The organism is Microbacterium sp. MYb62 (genome assembly GCF_002979475.1).
GTDB lineage: Bacteria > Actinomycetota > Actinomycetes > Actinomycetales > Microbacteriaceae > Microbacterium.
Genome location: NZ_PCOY01000026.1, coordinates 25003 through 41509, shown reverse-complemented (window position 1 = coordinate 41509; position 16507 = coordinate 25003). Strand labels below are relative to the sequence as shown.

The window sequence follows — 16507 nt, the reverse complement described above, 5'->3', positions numbered from 1 at the left end:
TTGCCTCGACGTTCATGGTGCGACTCCGTTGACTGAGAGGGCGCGGTTCTCGGGAAGCCCCAGCGCGATGTTCATGGATTGGATGGCAGCGCCTGCGGTGCCCTTGACGAGATTGTCGACCGCGGTGACCACGGTCACCCGATTCGCCGCACGATCGACCGCGAGGCCGATCAGCGCGGTGTTGGCGCCGAGCACGTCGGCGGTGCGCGGGAAACGTCCCTCCGGCAGCAGCTGCACGAAAGTCTCGTCGCCGTAGGCGCTCTGCCACGCGTCACGGATCCGCGCGTCGGTCGCCCCCTCGACGATCGGCGCGGTCGAGGTGGCGAGGATCCCCCGCGACATCGGGACCAGCACCGGCGTGAAGGAGATCCGGATGCCGTCGCCGTCCGCCCCGGAGGCCGCGGCGAGCGCCTGGCGGATCTCGGGGATGTGCCGGTGAGTCCCTCCGACCGCGTAGGGGTTCGCTGTGCCGAGGATCTCGCTGCCGAGCAGGTTCGTCTTGAGGCTCTTGCCCGCACCGGACGGGCCGACGGCCAGCACGGAGACGATGTCGGAGGGATCGATCACGCCGGCGGCGACGCCGGGGGCGAGGCTGAGGCTCACGGTCGAGGCGTTGCAGCCGGGGGCGGCGATGCGCGTCGCCCCGCGCAGGTTCTCGCGCTGCTTGACACCGTCGACCAGGAGCTCCGGGACGCCGTACGTCCACGGCTCGTGGAAGGCGCCGCCGTAGAACGCGTCCCAGGCCGACGACGACGTGAGGCGGTGGTCGGCGCCCGCGTCGATCACGAGCGGAGCGTCGCCCAGGGCATCGGTGTACTGCCCGGACTGCCCGTGCGGGAGCGCGAGGAACACGATGTCATGGCCGGAGAGGATCTCGGGCGTCGTGTCCTGCAGGGTGAGATGTGCGAGGGAGCGCAGGTGCGGCTGGTGATCGACGAGAGGCTGTCCGGCGTTCGAATGCGCCGTGACGGTGCGGATCTCCATGTCGGGATGATCGGCCAGGAGGCGGAGGATCTCGCCGCCCGCGTAGCCGGATGCGCCGGAGACGGCGACGGAATACGTCATGCTTCTACCTTAACGGTCGGGCCCTCGAGGAACTCGGGACCGGGGACGGGGCCGGAGGCGGCGACACCGGCGCTCGACCGCTGTGCGTGCACAGACAGGAGGGCGGGGTCGCCTACAGTCGGCGGCCGCGGCGTCGGCGCACAGCGATGACGCTCGGAGCGAGCGTCGAAGAAGCGGTGGCGGCCGAAGGCATGTCGCGACAGTAGCGCGGCCCCGGCAGCCACCGCAAATCCGTTCCGTCATCCGAGGCGCTACGGCGCCAGCGGTGCCGCGAAGAACGCCAGCTCGTGCGCGCTGGATACATCGAACGCCCGCTGCATCCGCGCCCTTGTCGCGGCATCCGCCCTCGCAGCGGCTTCGGAGGCGTAGGCGATCGCGATCCGCGTGGCCTCCTCGAACGCGGGATCGGCGTACGTCGCCAGCCAAGAGGCATAGGGATGCTGCGCATCGCACGCGTACTCGCCGAACTCCCCCGCATGCAGGCGTCGGCCGAGGTCGGTGTAGAGCCAGAAGCACGGGAGCACCGCGGCGACGATCTCGGCGTAGTCGCCGCCGAACGCGACCGAGCGCAGGTGATCGAGGTAGGCGGTGGTCGCGGACACCGGCTCCGCCGCGAAGGTCGCCGCGCTCACGCCCTGCGAGGGGGTCAGCCAGGACGCATGCAGCTCGAGTTCGCCCACGATCGCGCCGTGTGCGGATTCGGCCCAGAAGGCCTGCTCGGCAGACGTCGGGGCGAGCCGGGCGGCTTCGGCGAGAACCCGGGCGTACTCGCGCAGATACAGTGCGTCCTGCGCCAGATAGGACAGGAACGGGTCCCGCTCGAGCGAGCCGTCGGCGAGCGCGCGGATGAACGGCAGCCGGTCGATCGCCGTGCGTACATCGGCGACGCCTTGCCACCAGTCGGCGGCGATGTCGTTCGCCTCTCGGCGCACCTCGGTTCCCGCGCGCTCCCAGAGCCCGGCGAAGTGGTTGATCGGACCGTTCCCGCCGCCGACTCGCAGCGCCTCTCCGGCACGGAGCGACTCGCGGAGCCAGGTTCGGGCGCCGCGCACCGCGTCGCCCGCCTCCTCCCCCCGAGCGAGCAGCGTCGCGAGCGCCGACGACAGCGAGCAGCCGGTGCCGTGCGTGTTCCCGGTCGGGACGCGGGGCCCGGTGAACTCCTCGCGCAGCCCTCGACGCGCGTCGACCAGCGCATCCGGGGCTTCGTCACCGGTGAGATGGCCCCCTGTGACGAGGATCGCGGTCCCGACCTCTGCCGACAGGAGCTCGGCTGCGGAGAGCGCGTCCGCCCAGTCGACGATCTCGCGTCCGGACAGCACCGCGAGCTCAGCGAGGTTCGGGGTGATCAGAGTCGCCCGGCCCAGCAGAGCGCGCAGCTCCCGCTCGGCATCCGGATCCAGCAGCCGATCGCCGGAGGTGGCGACCATCACCGGATCGAGCACCACGATCGGCGGTCGCACGACGTCGAGCCACGCCCCCACCGTGCGGACCACGTCGGCATCGGCCAGCATCCCGATCTTCACGGCATCGATCGTGATGTCGTCCGACACCGCATCGAGCTGGGTACGGAGGAATTCCGTCGGCGGCACGTGCACCGCGCGCACGCCCTGCGTGTTCTGCGCGGTCAGCGCGGTGAGGACGGCCATGCCGTATCCGCCGTTCGCGGCGATGGATTTGAGGTCGGCCTGGATTCCGGCACCTCCCGACGGGTCGCTCCCCGCGATGCTGAGCACCCGCGGCACGGAACCCGCGAGCCATCGGCGTCGGAACTCGCCGGCTCTCGCGGCCGGATCGGCGGCGGTGCACAGCGCCGAGACGACGGCGAGCCCGGCCGCACCGACGGCACGGAGGGATTCCGTGTCGTCGATGCCGACGCCGCCGATCGCCACGCACGGCAGCGGGCTGGTCGCCACGAAGTCCCGGAAGCCGTCGACGCCGAGAGGGGTCGGGTGATCCGGCTTGGTGGTCGTGGGGCGGATCACTCCGACGCCCAGGTAGTCGACCGTCCCCGCGGGCAGCGCGCCGACGGCATCGAGGTGCGCACGGGTGTTCGCGGTGAGACCGATCAGCGCATCCGGTCCGAGAGCCTCGCGCGCCCGCAGCACCGACGCATCGCCCTGCCCGAGATGCACGCCGTCGACTCGTGCCCCCCGCTCGCGGGCGGCGACCGCCGCGTCCAGCCGGTCGTTCACGACGAGCAGCGCACGGCCGTCGATCGCCGTCGACAGTGCGACCAGCTGATCGACCGTCTCGGCATCGGTCGCGTCCTTGTCGCGCAGCTGCACGATCCGCACACCGCCGTCGACGGCGCGTCTGACGGTCTCGACCACACCGCGGTCTCCGCAGAGTGCCGCGTCCGTGACGAGGTAGAGCGAGAGATCGGCGTTCACCGCGCGCCTCCCTCGACGCGGGCATCGGCGACGATGTCGTCGGCGCTCAGCGTGGCGAGCGCGTCCAGCAGAGCGACGGCGAAGCTGCCGGGTCCGGTGGATGTCGCCGCGGCGTGCTCCGCAGCGATCGTGTAGACGAGGCTCGCGGCGGCGACGGCGCTGAACGCGTCGTGCTCCGTCGTCCTGGCAGCACCGAGGAATGCGGCCATCACGGCTCCGAGGGCGCACCCTCCCCCGGTGACCCTGGTCAGCAACTCGTGTCCGTTCGACAGGCGGAGCACCCGCTCGCCGTCGGTGATGAGGTCCACCGGCCCCGACACGGCGACCACGCTGCCGTGACGTCGCGCGAGCGAGGCGGCGGCGTCGGCGGCGGCATCCGTGGTGTCGGTGGCATCCACACCGCGACCACCTGCACTGAGCCCGGCGAGCGCGAGGATCTCGGAGGCGTTCCCGCGGATCGCGGTCGGGCGCTGCTCGACCAGCACGTGGGCGAGCGCGGTGCGCACCGGGAGAGCGCCGATGGCGACCGGGTCGAGCACCCAGGGCGTGCCGGATGCGGTGGCACCGGCGACCGCCTCGAGACTCGCCGCGCGCTGCTCCGGCGTCGGCGTCCCCAGATTGATCAGCACCCCCGAGGCGACGCCGGCGAACATCCCTGCCTCGTCGACGATGTCGACCATCGCCGGCGCTGCGCCGAGCGCGAGCAGCACGTTGGCGGTGAAGCCCGTGACGACCGTGTTGGTGATGCAGTGCGTCAACGGTGGCGTCTCGCGCAGCACCCCCCACAGGGTCGCGGCAGCGCCGGCGAGGTCGATGGTGGACTCAGGACGCAGAAGATCGCTCATCGCGACATCCCTTCGCTAGTACGAACTAGATCAGGTTCGACGGGTCTGTTCTCAGCCGCGGATCGCGGCACCCCGTGTCACTGCTCGAAGTCTAGCGATCCCTCAGCAACGCCAGCTCCTCCGCGCGCGTGAGTCCGGCACGACGTTCGCGGTCGACTCCCCGCTCACGCTCATCGGCGATGACGCGCTCGATCGTGTCGGCGAGGGGACGAAGCCGTCCACCGGTGCCGTGGAGGGCGGCGTTCGCGCGGGTCATGAAGCCCGTCATCTCCGACGGCAGCCACAGCGGCAGCGATCGCGGCCCCGCCCAGTACTCGACTCCTCGGCGGACGAGCCAGTCCTCCTCGGCGACGACCGTCTCCCCGCGGTGTCCGACCGCTTCGCGAACGGTCTGCAGCACGTCGGCGAGGGCGTGCCCGTCGCCGATCGCGTTGACCGCCCCGGTCGCGCCGGTGATGACGGTGTAGGCGGCGAGGTCGTCGACGTCGATCACCTGCACGCTCCGGGCGTCGAGCGGAGGCAGCAGCACCGGATCGGCGCCCGCTCGCGCGAAGGCCGCCGCCCAGTATCCGAACCGGTCGCTGGGGTCTCCGTCGCCCACGATGAGCCCCGGCCGCACGACGAGAGCCCGCTCTCCCAGCGTCGCGACCGCGTCCTCGGCCGCCACCTTCTGCGCCCCGTACTCGTACTCGTCGCCGGGGCGGGCGGCCGGATGCCGTGGCGCCGACTCGTCCGCGCCGACGGTCGTGTCGTCCGAGTACACGGACATCGACGACACGTAGGTCCACCGCGCGGCCCGATCGCCGAGGGCCTGGACCGCTCGCTCGACATGCGCGGCCTGCGACGAGATGTCGACGACCTGATCCCAGTCGCGCCGCGCGAGTTCTGCATAGACCTCGGGGTCGTCACGGTCACCGCGCACGAGCACGGCACCGTCCGGCGCGGGACGCCCGCCCCGGGCGAGACAGGTCACTGTCGCTCCGGTGTCGAGCCATCTGTCGGCGATCCGGCCCGAGAGCCATCCCGTGCCGCCGAGGATCAGAACATCCGTCATGCCTCCATGTCATCAGGTTGCGGGTGTCCCGCGGAAGCCCTTCCGCCCAGAGCAGAGCGGAGCGGTTCAGCACAGGGCGGAGCGGGTCAGAACAGGGCGGAGCGGGTCAGAACAGAGCAGAGCGGATCAGCGCAGGCCCCGTCGCGTGCCGAGTTCGTCGAGGCCCGCGAGGATCGGAACGGGCCACGTCGGATCGGGTCGCCAGTCACGCCACTCGCCGTCGAACGGCCAGTCCCCCGCGTCGAACGAGGCGATGGCGGCATCGGCGTGCCTCTCGATCTGCGCGGCCTGCTCGGAGCTGAGCCGCCCCTGCTCGATGGCGGCGACGAGCTCGTCCTCGTCTTTGAGATGGATGCCGCCGTCCGGATCGATCTCGACGTCGAGCACGTGATCCGACGAGAAGGTGTCGTGATCGGTGCGCAGGTGCGCGTTCTCGAGGTTCACGTACCACCCGGCGAACACCCAGTCCTGGCCGGTCGTCTCGCTCCAGAAGAGCCAGATCGACCAGGGCATGCCGGCAGGGGCGATGCGCAGCACACCGTTCCCCCACCACTCCTCGACGATGCGTGTCCTGGCCTCCAGCCAGCGCCGGGCGAGAGGCACCGAGCGCACGCGCTGTCCGTCCGGTGCGCCCTGCGACTCCTGCAGCGTTCCCGGCGCGAGCCACGCGACGAGGCCGCGTCCGTCATCGCGCACGACACGCATCGGGGAGATCGTCGACGGCTCGCCCGGCTGCCAGCCGGGTTTCCGGTAATGCCAGTCGATCTGCGCGCCGGGCGCGAGGAACGGCCCTTCTCCGAGGGGCCGCGCGTCGTCCGGGACGGCTGCCGGAGTGCTCTGGGGGAGGATGCTCACCCCGTCACGCTACTCCGGCGCCGCCCCGGATCGTTCGCGAAGCGACACGGTTCGTCCCCGTCGTGCTCAGTCGCGCAGTGCTGCTCCGAGACGCTCCGCGGCGACGGCGACTCCGGCGAGCTTGGCCTCGGTGGCCTCCGCTGCGGTGAGCGTGCGGTCGTCGGCGCGGAACCGCAGGGCGAACGTCAGGCTCTTGGAGCCCTCGGGAACGCCCTCGCCGCGGTAGTCGTCCACGAGGCGCACGGACTCGAGCAGCGCGCCTGCGCCCTCGGCGAGTGCCGCCTGCACGTCGGCGGCGGGAACCTCCGCCGGCAGCGTGAGCGAGACGTCCTGTGTGGCCGCGGGGAACGTCGACAGCGAGGCCGCGACGACCCGACCGCCGGCGAGCGACAGGATGCGGTCGAGATCGAGCTCGAGCACTGTCGCGCGACCGGGGAGGTCGGCGGCTTCGGCCACGGCGGGGTGCAGCTCGCCGACGTAGCCGACCTCTTCGCCCGCCACGTGGAGCGATCCGGTGCGTCCGGGGTGGAGGGCGGCGCGCTCGGCCTGCACGACGTCGATCTCGACGCCGGCCGCCGCTGCGACCACGCGGACCGCGTCCAGTGCTTCGACGAGGCCGGCGGCCTCGGCGGGGCGACCGGGCTGACGCGGCGCGACGTGACCCGTCAGCAGCGCCGAGAGGAACCGGTGCTGCGGCGGGATCGAGGCGTTCAGGGCCGCGAGCGTCTCGTCGGACGGGCGCTCGCCCAGCGGCGGCACGTCATCCGTGCCGTACTCCACTCCCGGCTCGGGCAGGAACACGGCACCGGTCTCGAAGATCGCGAGGTCGGTCAGCCCCCGCGAGATGTTGCGGTGCGCGGTCTGCAGCAGACCGGGGATGAGCGATCGACGCAGGAACGGCGCCTGCCCGTCGAGCGGGTTCGCCAGGCGGATGCTCGGCAGATGCTCTCCCGACGCGGAACCGTGCAGGTCGTTCTGTGCGTCGGTGGTGAACGGGAACGACGGCGTCTCGACGAGCCCCGCGGCGGCCAGAGCATCCGCCACGCGGCGTCGCCCCTGCTGGTGCGCGGTGAGTCCACGACCCGAAGGGGGCGTCGGCAGGACCGCGGGGATGCGGTCGAGGCCGTGGATGCGCGCGACCTCTTCGGCCAGCGTCCACTTGTCGGTGAGGTCGGGGCGCCAGGTCGGCGGGATCACTGTCCAGCCGGACCCCTCATCGGACGCGGTGACATCGGCGCCGATCGTGGTCAGCGCGCCGGTGATCTCGTCGTCGGTGTAGTCGACGCCGATGAGCCCCGGCACGAAGTCGGCGGGAAGCTCGATCTCGCCGACGAAGACCTCGGCGAACAGCGCACCGCCCTCCTCGGTGAGCGTGCCACCCGCAAGCTCGACCATGAGGTCGGCAGCACGGCGTGCGGCCACGAACGGGATCAGCGGATCGACGCCGCGCTCGAAGCGCTTGGACGCCTCGCTGGGCAGCTTGTGCCGGCGCGCCGAACGGGCGATCGTCGTCGGGTCGAAGTTCGCGGCCTCGATGAGCACGTTCCGCGTGGTCTCGCTCATCTCGGTCGTGCCGCCGCCCATGACGCCGGCGAGGCCGATGGGACCGGACTCGTCCGTGATGAGCAGATCCTCGGCATGCAGCGAGCGCTCGACGCCGTCGAGTGTCGTCATCTTCTCGCCGGGCGTCGCCCGGCGCACCGTGATTCCACCGGTGAGCTTGTCGAGGTCGTAGCCGTGCAGCGGCTGGCCGAGCTCGAGCATCACGTAGTTGGTGATGTCGATCAGCACGCCCAGCGGGCGCATGCCCGCGAGGCTGAGGCGCGCGATCATCCACGGCGGTGTCGGGCGGGAGGGGTCGACGCCGCGGACGACACGGGTCACGAACTCGCTCGCGCCGACTCGTCCGCGCACGGGGGCGATGTCGTCGACGACCGTCGTGTGGCCCGTGCCCGGCTGCAGCTCGGCGAAGTCGCGCTCGGCGGGGTCACGGAAGGTCGCCCCGGTCGCATGGGCGTATTCGCGGGCCACCCCGCGTAGGGAGAACGCGTAGCCGCGGTCGGGGGTGACGTTGATCTCCACCGCCACGTCATCGAGACCCAGCAGTGCGATCGCATCGGTGCCGACGGGCGCATCGATGCCGAGGTCCGACAGCACGACGATGCCGTTGTGCTCGTCGCCGAGGCCGAGCTCGCGCGCGGAGGCGATCATACCGTCCGAGACGTGACCGTAGGTCTTGCGCGCCGCGATGGGGAACGGTCCGGGCAGCACCGCGCCGGGAAGCGTCACGACGACCTTGTCCCCCGCGACGAAGTTGTGCGCACCGCAGACGATGCCGCGGATGCCGCCGTTCTCCTCGCCCACGTCGACCTGGCACCAGTTGATCGTCTTGCCATTGGACTGCGGCTCGGCCTCGATCGAGACGACCTGACCGACGACCACGGGACCGGAGATCTCGAAGCGGTGCACGTCCTCCTCTTCGAAGCCGACGGTCACCAGCGCATCGAGGACGTCCTCGGGCGTGGCATCCGCTGCCAGATCGACGTACTCACGCAGCCACGAAAGCGGGACGCGCATCACACCACCATCCCGTACTGCTCGCTGAATCGGACATCGCCCTCGGCCATGTCGCGCATGTCCTGGACGTCGCTGCGGAACATCAGGCCCCGCTCGATGCCCATGCCGAACGCGAAGCCGCTGTACACCTCCGGATCGATCCCCGCCGCGCGGAGCACGTTCGGGTTGACCATGCCGCAGCCGCCCCACTCGATCCAGCGCGCGCCGCCCTTGAAGGTCGGGTGCCACAGGTCGAGCTCGGCGGACGGCTCGGTGAAGGGGAAGTAGTTGGTGCGGAAGCGCGTCTTGGCCTCGGGGCCGAACAGCTGCTTCGCGAAGTGGTCGAGCGTGCCCTTGAGGTGCGCCATCGTGATTCCCTTGTCGATCACGAGGCCCTCGAACTGTGTGAACACCGGCAGATGCGTGGCATCGAACTCGTCGGTGCGGTACACCCGGCCGGGGCACAGCACGTAGATCGGCACCTCGCGGTCGAGCATCGAGCGCACCTGCACGGGGCTCGTGTGCGTGCGCATCACGAGGTGGCGCGAGGTCGGGTCGACGTAGAACGTGTCCTGCTCCTGGCGGGCGGGGTGGTCGACGTCGAAGTTCAGGGCGTCGAAGTTGAACCACTCGTGCTCGAGCTCCGGCCCCTCCGCGATCTCCCATCCCATGCCGACGAAGATGTCGCAGACCTGGTCCTGGAGGAGCGTGAGCGGGTGCCGGGCGCCGACGCGCGTGCGCGAGGGCACGGCGGTGATGTCGACGCGCTCGGCCTCGAGCCGCGCGGCGACCTCGGCGGCTGCCAGCTCGGCCTCCTTGGCGGCGAGCGCCTGCGTCACCTGCCCGCGTCCCTGACCCACGAGCTTGCCGAAAGCGGCCTTGTTCTCGGGGGCGACCTGTCGCATCGAGGCGTTCAGGACCGCGAGCGGCGATCCGTCGGCGACATGGGCGGCGCGGGCCGCTTTCAACTCGGCGGTGTCGGCGGCTGCGGCGATCGCCGCGAGGGCGTCGGCGACAGCGGCTTCGACCGCTTCCGGGGTGATTTCAGGAGACTCTGACACGAGAATCGAGTCTACCGGGGGCGCGTGGCTCGCTTTCGCGGATCAGCGCGATGCTCCTCCACCGGCGCCGCCCTCGTTCTGCAGGACGATGAGCGAGGTGTTCGTCTCGCCTCCGTGCTGGCGAGGATCGACCTCCGCCGGACCGGCCTTGGGTGAGCGCTTCGCCCGACGCTGCAGACGGTAGGCGATGTAGGAGAGGAGGAGGCACACGGCCACGTACATCGATCCGCCGACGATCGCCGCGGGGATCAGCGGGGAGCCGTAGGGCGCCTGGTTGCCGATCTGATTGATGACGTAGAGGAGCTCCTGGTACGTGATGATGAACCCGAGCGCGGTGTCCTTCAGCGCCACGACGAGCTGCGCGATGATCACCGGCATCATGGCCCGCACGGCCTGCGGAATCAGGATGAAGTACATCACGCCGGTCTTGCGCAGTCCGATCGCGTAGCCGGCTTCCTGCTGACCGCGGGGCAGCGACTCGATGCCGGCACGCAGCACCTCGGCGAGCACGGAGCCGTTGTAGACGATCAGGGCGATCACGACGGCCCAGTACGGCGGCATCTTCACGCCGATCACGGGAAGGCCGTAGTACAGCAGCATCATCAGGATGAGCACGGGCACCGCTCGCAGCACCTCGATGATCCACCGGACGGGCTCCCGCACCCAGGCGTGCTCCGACAGGCGCCCGATGCCGAGGACGAAGCCGAGGACGATGGACCCGACGCCGGCGGCCGCGAACGCGGTCAGCGTGGCCAACAGGCCTTCCCCGAATCGGACCCAGACGGCCGAGAACGTGAAGATGTTCCACTTCTCGGCGGAGAACTGTCCGGTGGCGAACAGCCTCCACACGACCCAGCCGAGCACGGCGAGGACGACGAGGACCGTGGCGGCTCCGATGAGGCGGTTGCGGGCGATGGCACGGGGGCCGGGGACGTCGAAAAGGACGGAACTCATCGCGCGATCCTCCACTTGTTCTCGAGAACGCGCTGCACCCAGGCGAGCAGCAGCACCAGCACCACGAAGACGACCATGACCCAGAGCAGCACGGCCAGAGCATTCTCACCCTGCTCGCTCAACGATGCCCGGATGGTGCCGAGGTTGGCGACGGAGAAGCCCGCAGCCACGGTGGTGTTCTTCATGAGAGCGATGAGAACGCTCATCATCGGCGGGACGACGGAACGCGTCGCCTGCGGCAGCACGACGTAGCGCATGACCTGCCCGAAGTTCAGGCCGATCGCACGTGCCGCCTCGGCCTGGCCGACCGGCACGGTGTTGATGCCGGCACGCAGCGCCTCGGCGACGTAGGTCGCGGTGTAGATACCGAGCGCGACGACCGCCAGAGGCAGCGGGTTCACCCGCTCCCCGAGCAGGATCGGGAGGCAGAACGCGAAGAAGAACATGACGAGGGTGAGCGGCGTGTTGCGGATCCAGTTCACATAGATGCCGCCGACGGCGCGTGCGATCGGAACCGGGGACACGCGTGCGGCCCCGACGATGAGTCCGAGAACCAGCGCGATGATGCCGCCGCCCAGGAACAGCACGATGGTTCCCCACAGTGCCTCTCCCCAGAGGTCGAGGTGGTCAGTGATGACTCCCACTGCTGCTCCTGTCGATTCGGGTTCTCGGGTGGTCCTGCCGATGAGCGGGGCGGTCGATGATGTCGACCGCCCCGCGGGAATCAACCGATCGGGTCGACCTCAGGCTGAGTCGCCTTGACGCCGGACGCACCGAGGTTGTTGTCGAAGATCTGCTGCCAGATGTCGCCACCGTCGGTCAGCTGGGTGTTGAAGTACTCGGCCAGAGCGTCATCGCCCTTGGCGAGGCCGATGCCGTATCGCTCCTCGCTGAACGGCTCGCCGACGACCTTGAGCTTGTCCGGGTCCTGAGCGGCATAGCCGATGAGGATCGCCTCGTCGGTCGTGACGGCATCCACCTGACCGTTCTTCAGGTCCTCGACGCACTTGGAGTAAGTGTCGTACTCCTTGGTCGGCACCTCGGGGTAGTTCGTCTTGATGTTCTGGATCGGCGTCGAGCCGGTCGCGGAACAGACGGTCGTCTCAGCGCTCAGGTCGTCCACGCTCTTGATGTCGCTGTCAGCGCCGACGAGGAGGCCCTGCCCCGTGAGGAAGTAGGGACCGGCGAAGGAGATCTGCTCCTTGCGCTTGTCGGTGATCGAGTAGGTGCCGACGTAGTAGTCGATGTCGCCGTTCACGATGGCCTGCTCGCGGTTCGCGGAGGCGATCGCCGTGAACTCGATCTTCTCCGGGTCGACCCCGAGCGATGCCGCCATCCAGCGGGCGATGTCCACGTCGAAACCGGTGCGGTCACCCGACACCGGGTCGAGGTAGCCGAGACCGGGCTGGTCCTCCTTGACGCCGACCTTGATCGTGCCCGAGGACGAGATCCGGTCGAACGTCGGGCTGCCGTCGATGCTGACGTCCTCCAGCACCGTCCACGGCGTGCTGCTCGAGGTCTCCTCTTCGCCGCCGTCTTCCGGGGCTCCCGTGCTCGACGGCGTGCCGCTGTTGCAGGCCGTGAGCGCCAGCATCGCCGCCGCCGCGATTCCGATGCCTGCCAGTGTCCGTGTGCGTCGCATGTGCGTCTCCTTCGTGTGCTGTGTGTGCAGGGTCTGTGTGGTCGGGTGCCGGGCGTCAGTGCGTGAGGAGCTTCGAGAGGAAGTCCTTGGCGCGGTCGCTCTTCGGGTGCGTGAAGAACTCCTCGGGAGTCGCCTCCTCCACGATCCGTCCGTCGGCCATGAAGACCACGCGGTCGGCCGCCTTCCGTGCGAAGCCCATCTCGTGCGTGACGACGATCATCGTCATCCCCTCATGGGCGAGTCCGACCATGACGTCGAGGACCTCGTTGATCATCTCGGGGTCGAGGGCGCTGGTGGGCTCGTCGAACAGCATGACCTTGGGCTGCATCGCGAGGGCACGGGCGATCGCGACGCGCTGCTGCTGACCGCCGGAGAGCTGTGCGGGGAGCTTCGAGGCCTGCTGGGCGACGCCGACGCGCTTGAGCAGCAGCATCGCCTCCGCCTCGGCGTCGGCCTTCTTGAGCCCGCGAACTTTGATCGGACCGAGGGTCACGTTCTCGAGGATCGTGAGGTGAGCGAAGAGGTTGAAGGACTGGAACACCATGCCGACGTCCGCGCGGAGGTGGGCGAGGCCCTTGCCCTCGGCCGGGAGCTCCTTGCCGTCGATACGGATCGTGCCACTCGTGATCGTCTCGAGCCGGTTGATCGTGCGGCAGAGGGTCGACTTGCCGGAACCGGACGGGCCGATCACGACGACGACCTCCCCCGAGTTGACGGTCAGGTCGATGTCGGCGAGCGCCTGGAAGTCGCCGTAGTGCTTCTGGACGTTCTCGACCACGACGAGCGGGGTATCAGAGGTCATCATTTCTCCAAACTAGCCACGTCGGACGCGGGTCTCCAGGTACCTCGGTGAGATTTACACGTTCGTAATCACCTGATCGCGGTACCAATGCCGCCTTGCATGGGTACCCCGCGGCCCGCCCCCACGGGCCGCGGGATCGTCCTGTCACCGCTTCCCCCGAAGACAGTCGGGCAACAGGCGACGATCGTGCGCGATCGACCTCACATTGGCAGAGCGTCGACCTCGGTGTCAGACTTCTTGAGGATTTCTTGAGCAGTCAGCCGCGCATATCCCGGTAGTAGTCGATCGCGCCGGGATGCAGCGGGACGGGGCCGGTGAAGATCGCCGAGCGCCGGTCCAGCAGCGCCGCCGTCGGCACCTCCCCCGCGATGCGCAGGCGGGCGTCGAACAGCCCGGCCAACACGTCGCGCACGACCCCGTCCGACGTCGACGACGCCGTGACCAGGTAGTTCGGGACCGCCATCGTCGGCGCGGAGGCCACCAGACCGTAGGTGCCGGCCGGCACGTCGGCCGGACGATACGCGTGCGAATAGCGCTCGTTCACCTCGTTGACCCAGTCCTGCTCGATCGGGAGCAGCCGCACCGACGCCATCTCGGAGAGCTCGGCGATCCCGGGGGTTGGCAGGCCTCCGACCCAGAAGAAGCCGTCGATCTCGCCGCGTTCCATCGCGCTGATCGACGCGCTGAGATCGAGCTGCGGGTCCCGGACGGAGGCGATGTCGACGCCGGCCGCATCGAGGATGCGCGCCGCGATCACGTTCACGCCGGAGTTCTCCGCGCCCAGCGAGATCGTGCGTCCCGTCAGATCGCCGAGGTCCTCGATCTCGGATCCGCCACGCACCACGACCTGCACGTACTCGTCGTACAGTCGAGCCAACGCCCGTACCGCAAGTGGCGCGTCGAAGGCGCCGGTCCCGGTCACCGCATCGGCCGCGGCATCGCCCTGCGCGAACCCGAGAAGCGCCTCTCCCGAGCCCACGCGGAGCAGGTTGTCGACGGAACCCGCCGTCTCCTGGGCGACCATCCTGATGTCGAGCGTCGTCGACAGCTCCTGGGCGAGGTGGCTCCCGTAGTCGTAGTAGACCCCGGTCGACCCGCCACTGGCGATCGTGTACTCCGCGTCCGTCCATTCGGTCGCACGCTGCGTGCACCCCGCCAGTGGCCCCGCCACGACGAGCGCGAGCAGGACGGCGATGATCCGTCGCGCGGCGGCCGTCACGGCGTCGTCCCGTCGTGGAGGGTGAGCACGACCATGAGCCCGACGCCGTCCGCCGAAGCGACCGACAGCTCACCGCCGACTGTGGCGAGCAGATCACTCGCGATGGCGAGGCCGAGCCCGGTTCCCGGCGTGTCACCCGTCTCGGTGCTGCGCCAGAATCGATCCGTCGCCGCCGCAGCCTGCTCCTCGGTCAACCCGGGACCGTGATCGCGGACCGTGATCCGACACACCTGGCCCTCCCGGTGCGCGCCGACCTCGATCTGAGCCCCGTCGGGCGAGTACTTCACGGCGTTGTCGATCACCGCATCCAGCGCACTCTCCACGATGGTGCGGTCGGTGACGCTCATCACCGACCGCTCCCCCGTCGATCGCAGCGCGATCCCCCGCGCCGATGCGACGTCGCGCCAGGCATCGAGACGGCGCGCGGAGAGTGTCGCGAGGTCGACAGCGGAGATCGCGGAATCCCCGCGCCCGCCCCGCGCGAGGCCGAGCAGCGTCTCGAGGATCCGCGTCATCCGCCGCCCTTCCTCCCTCGTCTCCTCGACGTCGTCCCTCCACTCCCCGCCGAGGCCCGTCGCGAGGTGCTCGACGCGCAGGAGGAGCGCGTTGAGCGGGTTGCGCAGTTCGTGCGAAGCATTCAGGGCGAACTCCTGCTGCCGCGTCATCACCCGTTCGATCTCATCGGCCATGCCGTTGAACACCTGCGCCATGCGTCGCAGCTCCGGCGGACCGGCATCCTCCTGCACCCGCGCGTCCATCTCGCCCCGCTCGATCGCCACCATCGCCTCGTCGAGCCGTCTGACCGGCGAGAGCACCCATTGGGCGAGCCGGAACACCAACAGGACCCCGAGAGCGATCAGCACGAGCGCGATGGCCGAGATCAGCATGATCTGCTGCAGGATCGCGGTACGGGGCGCATCGACGTCGCCGGCGACCATCACCGCGCCGATGACGTCGCCGTCATCGAACACCGGCTCCGCCAGAGCGGCATCGGCGACGGTCCAGGGGAAGACGGCGGCCGGCTGCTCGGCACGTCGACCGGAGAGCGCGAGCCTGACACGTTCGGCGTCCTCCTCCGCAAGCACGGCCGCGTCGCGATCATCCGACGCCCACACTCCGCCTCCGAGGTCGAACACCGTGACCTCGATCCCGTACACCTCCTGGAAGCGCTCGACCTCGGCATCGATCACGGCGGCGCTGCCGGAACGAAGCGCCTGACGTGCGCTCGTGACGAAGTACCCGAGGTCGCCGAGCTGCTGTGTGTAGAAAGCCTGCTGCACGCTGCGCGCCGCACTCCATCCGGCTGCGCCGCCGAGCGCGACCAGGATGGCCACGAGCGGAATCAGGAAGACGAGGACCAGGCGGCGGCGCATGGGTCAGGACCCCGCGAGCCGGTAGCCGACTCCCCGCACGGTCTCGATGACCCGGCGCGTTCCGGTCTTCTTCCGGATCGCGCCGACGTGCACCTCGAGCGAGTGCCCGAAACCTCGCCAGTCGGTGTTCCACACCTCCCGGATCAGGCGCTCCTTCGGCACCGCCACGCCAGGGTAGCGGGCGAGGACGGCGATGATGTCGAACTCCTTGCGGGTGAGCTCGATCGAAGATCCCTCCACGAGCACCTGACGCGCGACGAGGTCGATCTCCAGGTCCCCGCCCTGCAGCAGCACGCGCGCGTCGGACTCCGGTCGCATGGGGCGTGAACGTCGGGTCACGGCCTCGATCCTGGCGAGCAGTTCATGCACGTCGTAGGGCTTCACCACGAAGTCGTCGGCACCGGCGCGCAGCCCCTTGATGCGCTCGGCGACCTGATTGCGCGCGGTCACGATCACGATCGGAACCTCCGAGCGTCCTCGGATCCTGCGGCACAGATCGACGCCGTCGATGTCGGGGAGCCCGAGGTCGAGGAGGACCACCTCGGTGTCCGCACCGAGCAGGCCGAGGGCAGCCGCTCCGTCGGCAGCACGCACGGTGGCGTATCCAGACCGCGCGAGGAAAGCCTCCAGTGCGGACGCGACGCGGTCGTCGTCCTCGACGATCAGAATCCTCATCGACTCCGCTTCCTGC

Annotated in this window: 14 protein-coding genes and 1 riboswitch; all 14 genes read right to left on the bottom strand. The window is 69.8% G+C overall.

The window, feature by feature from the left end; all coding sequences use genetic code 11:
- Positions 1-12: 12 nt before the first annotated feature.
- Complete coding sequence (argC, locus tag CQ042_RS18015) at positions 13-1065, bottom strand: N-acetyl-gamma-glutamyl-phosphate reductase (protein ID WP_105671822.1); 1053 nt, start codon at positions 1063-1065, stop codon at positions 13-15.
- Between the two features lie 251 nt (positions 1066-1316).
- Positions 1317-3455 carry a bifunctional hydroxymethylpyrimidine kinase/phosphomethylpyrimidine kinase gene (locus CQ042_RS18010; RefSeq protein ID WP_105671821.1) on the bottom strand — a complete coding sequence of 713 codons (2139 nt, stop codon included), beginning with the start codon at positions 3453-3455 and terminating at the stop codon, positions 1317-1319.
- Positions 3452-4300 (bottom strand): hydroxyethylthiazole kinase, encoded by an 849-nt coding sequence (gene thiM, locus CQ042_RS18005; protein WP_105671837.1) that lies wholly within the window; start codon positions 4298-4300, stop codon positions 3452-3454. The genes CQ042_RS18010 and thiM overlap by 4 nt, the downstream gene beginning before the upstream one ends.
- Positions 4291-4385: riboswitch (TPP riboswitch) on the bottom strand. (Overlaps the previous gene by 10 nt.)
- Before the next feature lie 6 nt (positions 4386-4391).
- Positions 4392-5354: an NAD-dependent epimerase/dehydratase family protein gene (locus CQ042_RS18000; protein WP_105671820.1), complete on the bottom strand. Its 963-nt coding sequence runs from the start codon at positions 5352-5354 to the stop codon at positions 4392-4394.
- Positions 5355-5480: 126 nt separating this feature from the next.
- Positions 5481-6209 carry a DUF402 domain-containing protein gene (locus tag CQ042_RS17995; RefSeq protein ID WP_105671819.1) on the bottom strand — a complete coding sequence of 243 codons (729 nt, stop codon included), beginning with the start codon at positions 6207-6209 and terminating at the stop codon, positions 5481-5483.
- Between the two features lie 66 nt (positions 6210-6275).
- Positions 6276-8786: a phenylalanine--tRNA ligase subunit beta gene (gene pheT / locus CQ042_RS17990; protein WP_105671818.1), complete on the bottom strand. Its 2511-nt coding sequence runs from the start codon at positions 8784-8786 to the stop codon at positions 6276-6278.
- Positions 8786-9826: a phenylalanine--tRNA ligase subunit alpha gene (gene pheS / locus CQ042_RS17985; protein ID WP_105671817.1), complete on the bottom strand. Its 1041-nt coding sequence runs from the start codon at positions 9824-9826 to the stop codon at positions 8786-8788. The genes pheT and pheS overlap by 1 nt, the downstream gene beginning before the upstream one ends.
- A gap of 42 nt (positions 9827-9868) precedes the next feature.
- Entirely contained in the window at positions 9869-10780 is a 912-nt protein-coding gene (locus tag CQ042_RS17980) for an amino acid ABC transporter permease (RefSeq protein ID WP_105671816.1), read from the bottom strand.
- A complete protein-coding gene (locus CQ042_RS17975; protein WP_105671815.1) occupies positions 10777-11424 on the bottom strand; it encodes an amino acid ABC transporter permease in 648 nt (215 codons plus the stop codon). The genes CQ042_RS17980 and CQ042_RS17975 overlap by 4 nt, the downstream gene beginning before the upstream one ends.
- 80 nt (positions 11425-11504) lie before the next feature.
- On the bottom strand, positions 11505-12422 hold the full coding sequence (locus CQ042_RS17970) for a glutamate ABC transporter substrate-binding protein (RefSeq protein ID WP_105671814.1): 918 nt from the start codon (positions 12420-12422) through the stop codon (positions 11505-11507).
- 55 nt (positions 12423-12477) lie between these two features.
- Complete coding sequence (locus tag CQ042_RS17965; RefSeq protein ID WP_105671836.1) at positions 12478-13224, bottom strand: amino acid ABC transporter ATP-binding protein; 747 nt, start codon at positions 13222-13224, stop codon at positions 12478-12480.
- 256 nt (positions 13225-13480) lie between these two features.
- Entirely contained in the window at positions 13481-14443 is a 963-nt protein-coding gene (locus tag CQ042_RS17960; RefSeq protein ID WP_105671813.1) for a TAXI family TRAP transporter solute-binding subunit, read from the bottom strand.
- Positions 14440-15816 (bottom strand): ATP-binding protein, encoded by a 1377-nt coding sequence (locus CQ042_RS17955; protein WP_105671812.1) that lies wholly within the window; start codon positions 15814-15816, stop codon positions 14440-14442. Before CQ042_RS17955 ends, CQ042_RS17960 begins: the two co-directional genes overlap by 4 nt.
- A 3-nt stretch (positions 15817-15819) precedes the next feature.
- On the bottom strand, positions 15820-16491 hold the full coding sequence (locus CQ042_RS17950; RefSeq protein WP_105671811.1) for a response regulator transcription factor: 672 nt from the start codon (positions 16489-16491) through the stop codon (positions 15820-15822).
- Positions 16492-16507 lie beyond the last annotated feature (16 nt).

Excerpts from the sequence above, each read along its gene's own strand:
- CQ042_RS17970 (WP_105671814.1), bottom strand. The coding sequence starts at position 12,422 with ATGCGACGCACACGGACACTGGCAGGCATCGGAATCGCGGCGGCGGCG.
- argC (WP_105671822.1), bottom strand. The coding sequence starts at position 1,065 with ATGACGTATTCCGTCGCCGTCTCCGGCGCATCCGGCTACGCGGGCGGC.
- CQ042_RS18000 (WP_105671820.1), bottom strand. The coding sequence starts at position 5,354 with ATGACGGATGTTCTGATCCTCGGCGGCACGGGATGGCTCTCGGGCCGG.
- CQ042_RS17980 (WP_105671816.1), bottom strand. The coding sequence starts at position 10,780 with ATGAGTTCCGTCCTTTTCGACGTCCCCGGCCCCCGTGCCATCGCCCGC.
- CQ042_RS17950 (WP_105671811.1), bottom strand. The coding sequence starts at position 16,491 with ATGAGGATTCTGATCGTCGAGGACGACGACCGCGTCGCGTCCGCACTG.
- pheT (WP_105671818.1), bottom strand. The coding sequence starts at position 8,786 with ATGCGCGTCCCGCTTTCGTGGCTGCGTGAGTACGTCGATCTGGCAGCG.
- CQ042_RS17955 (WP_105671812.1), bottom strand. The coding sequence starts at position 15,816 with ATGCGCCGCCGCCTGGTCCTCGTCTTCCTGATTCCGCTCGTGGCCATC.
- CQ042_RS17965 (WP_105671836.1), bottom strand. The coding sequence starts at position 13,224 with ATGACCTCTGATACCCCGCTCGTCGTGGTCGAGAACGTCCAGAAGCAC.
- thiM (WP_105671837.1), bottom strand. The coding sequence starts at position 4,300 with ATGAGCGATCTTCTGCGTCCTGAGTCCACCATCGACCTCGCCGGCGCT.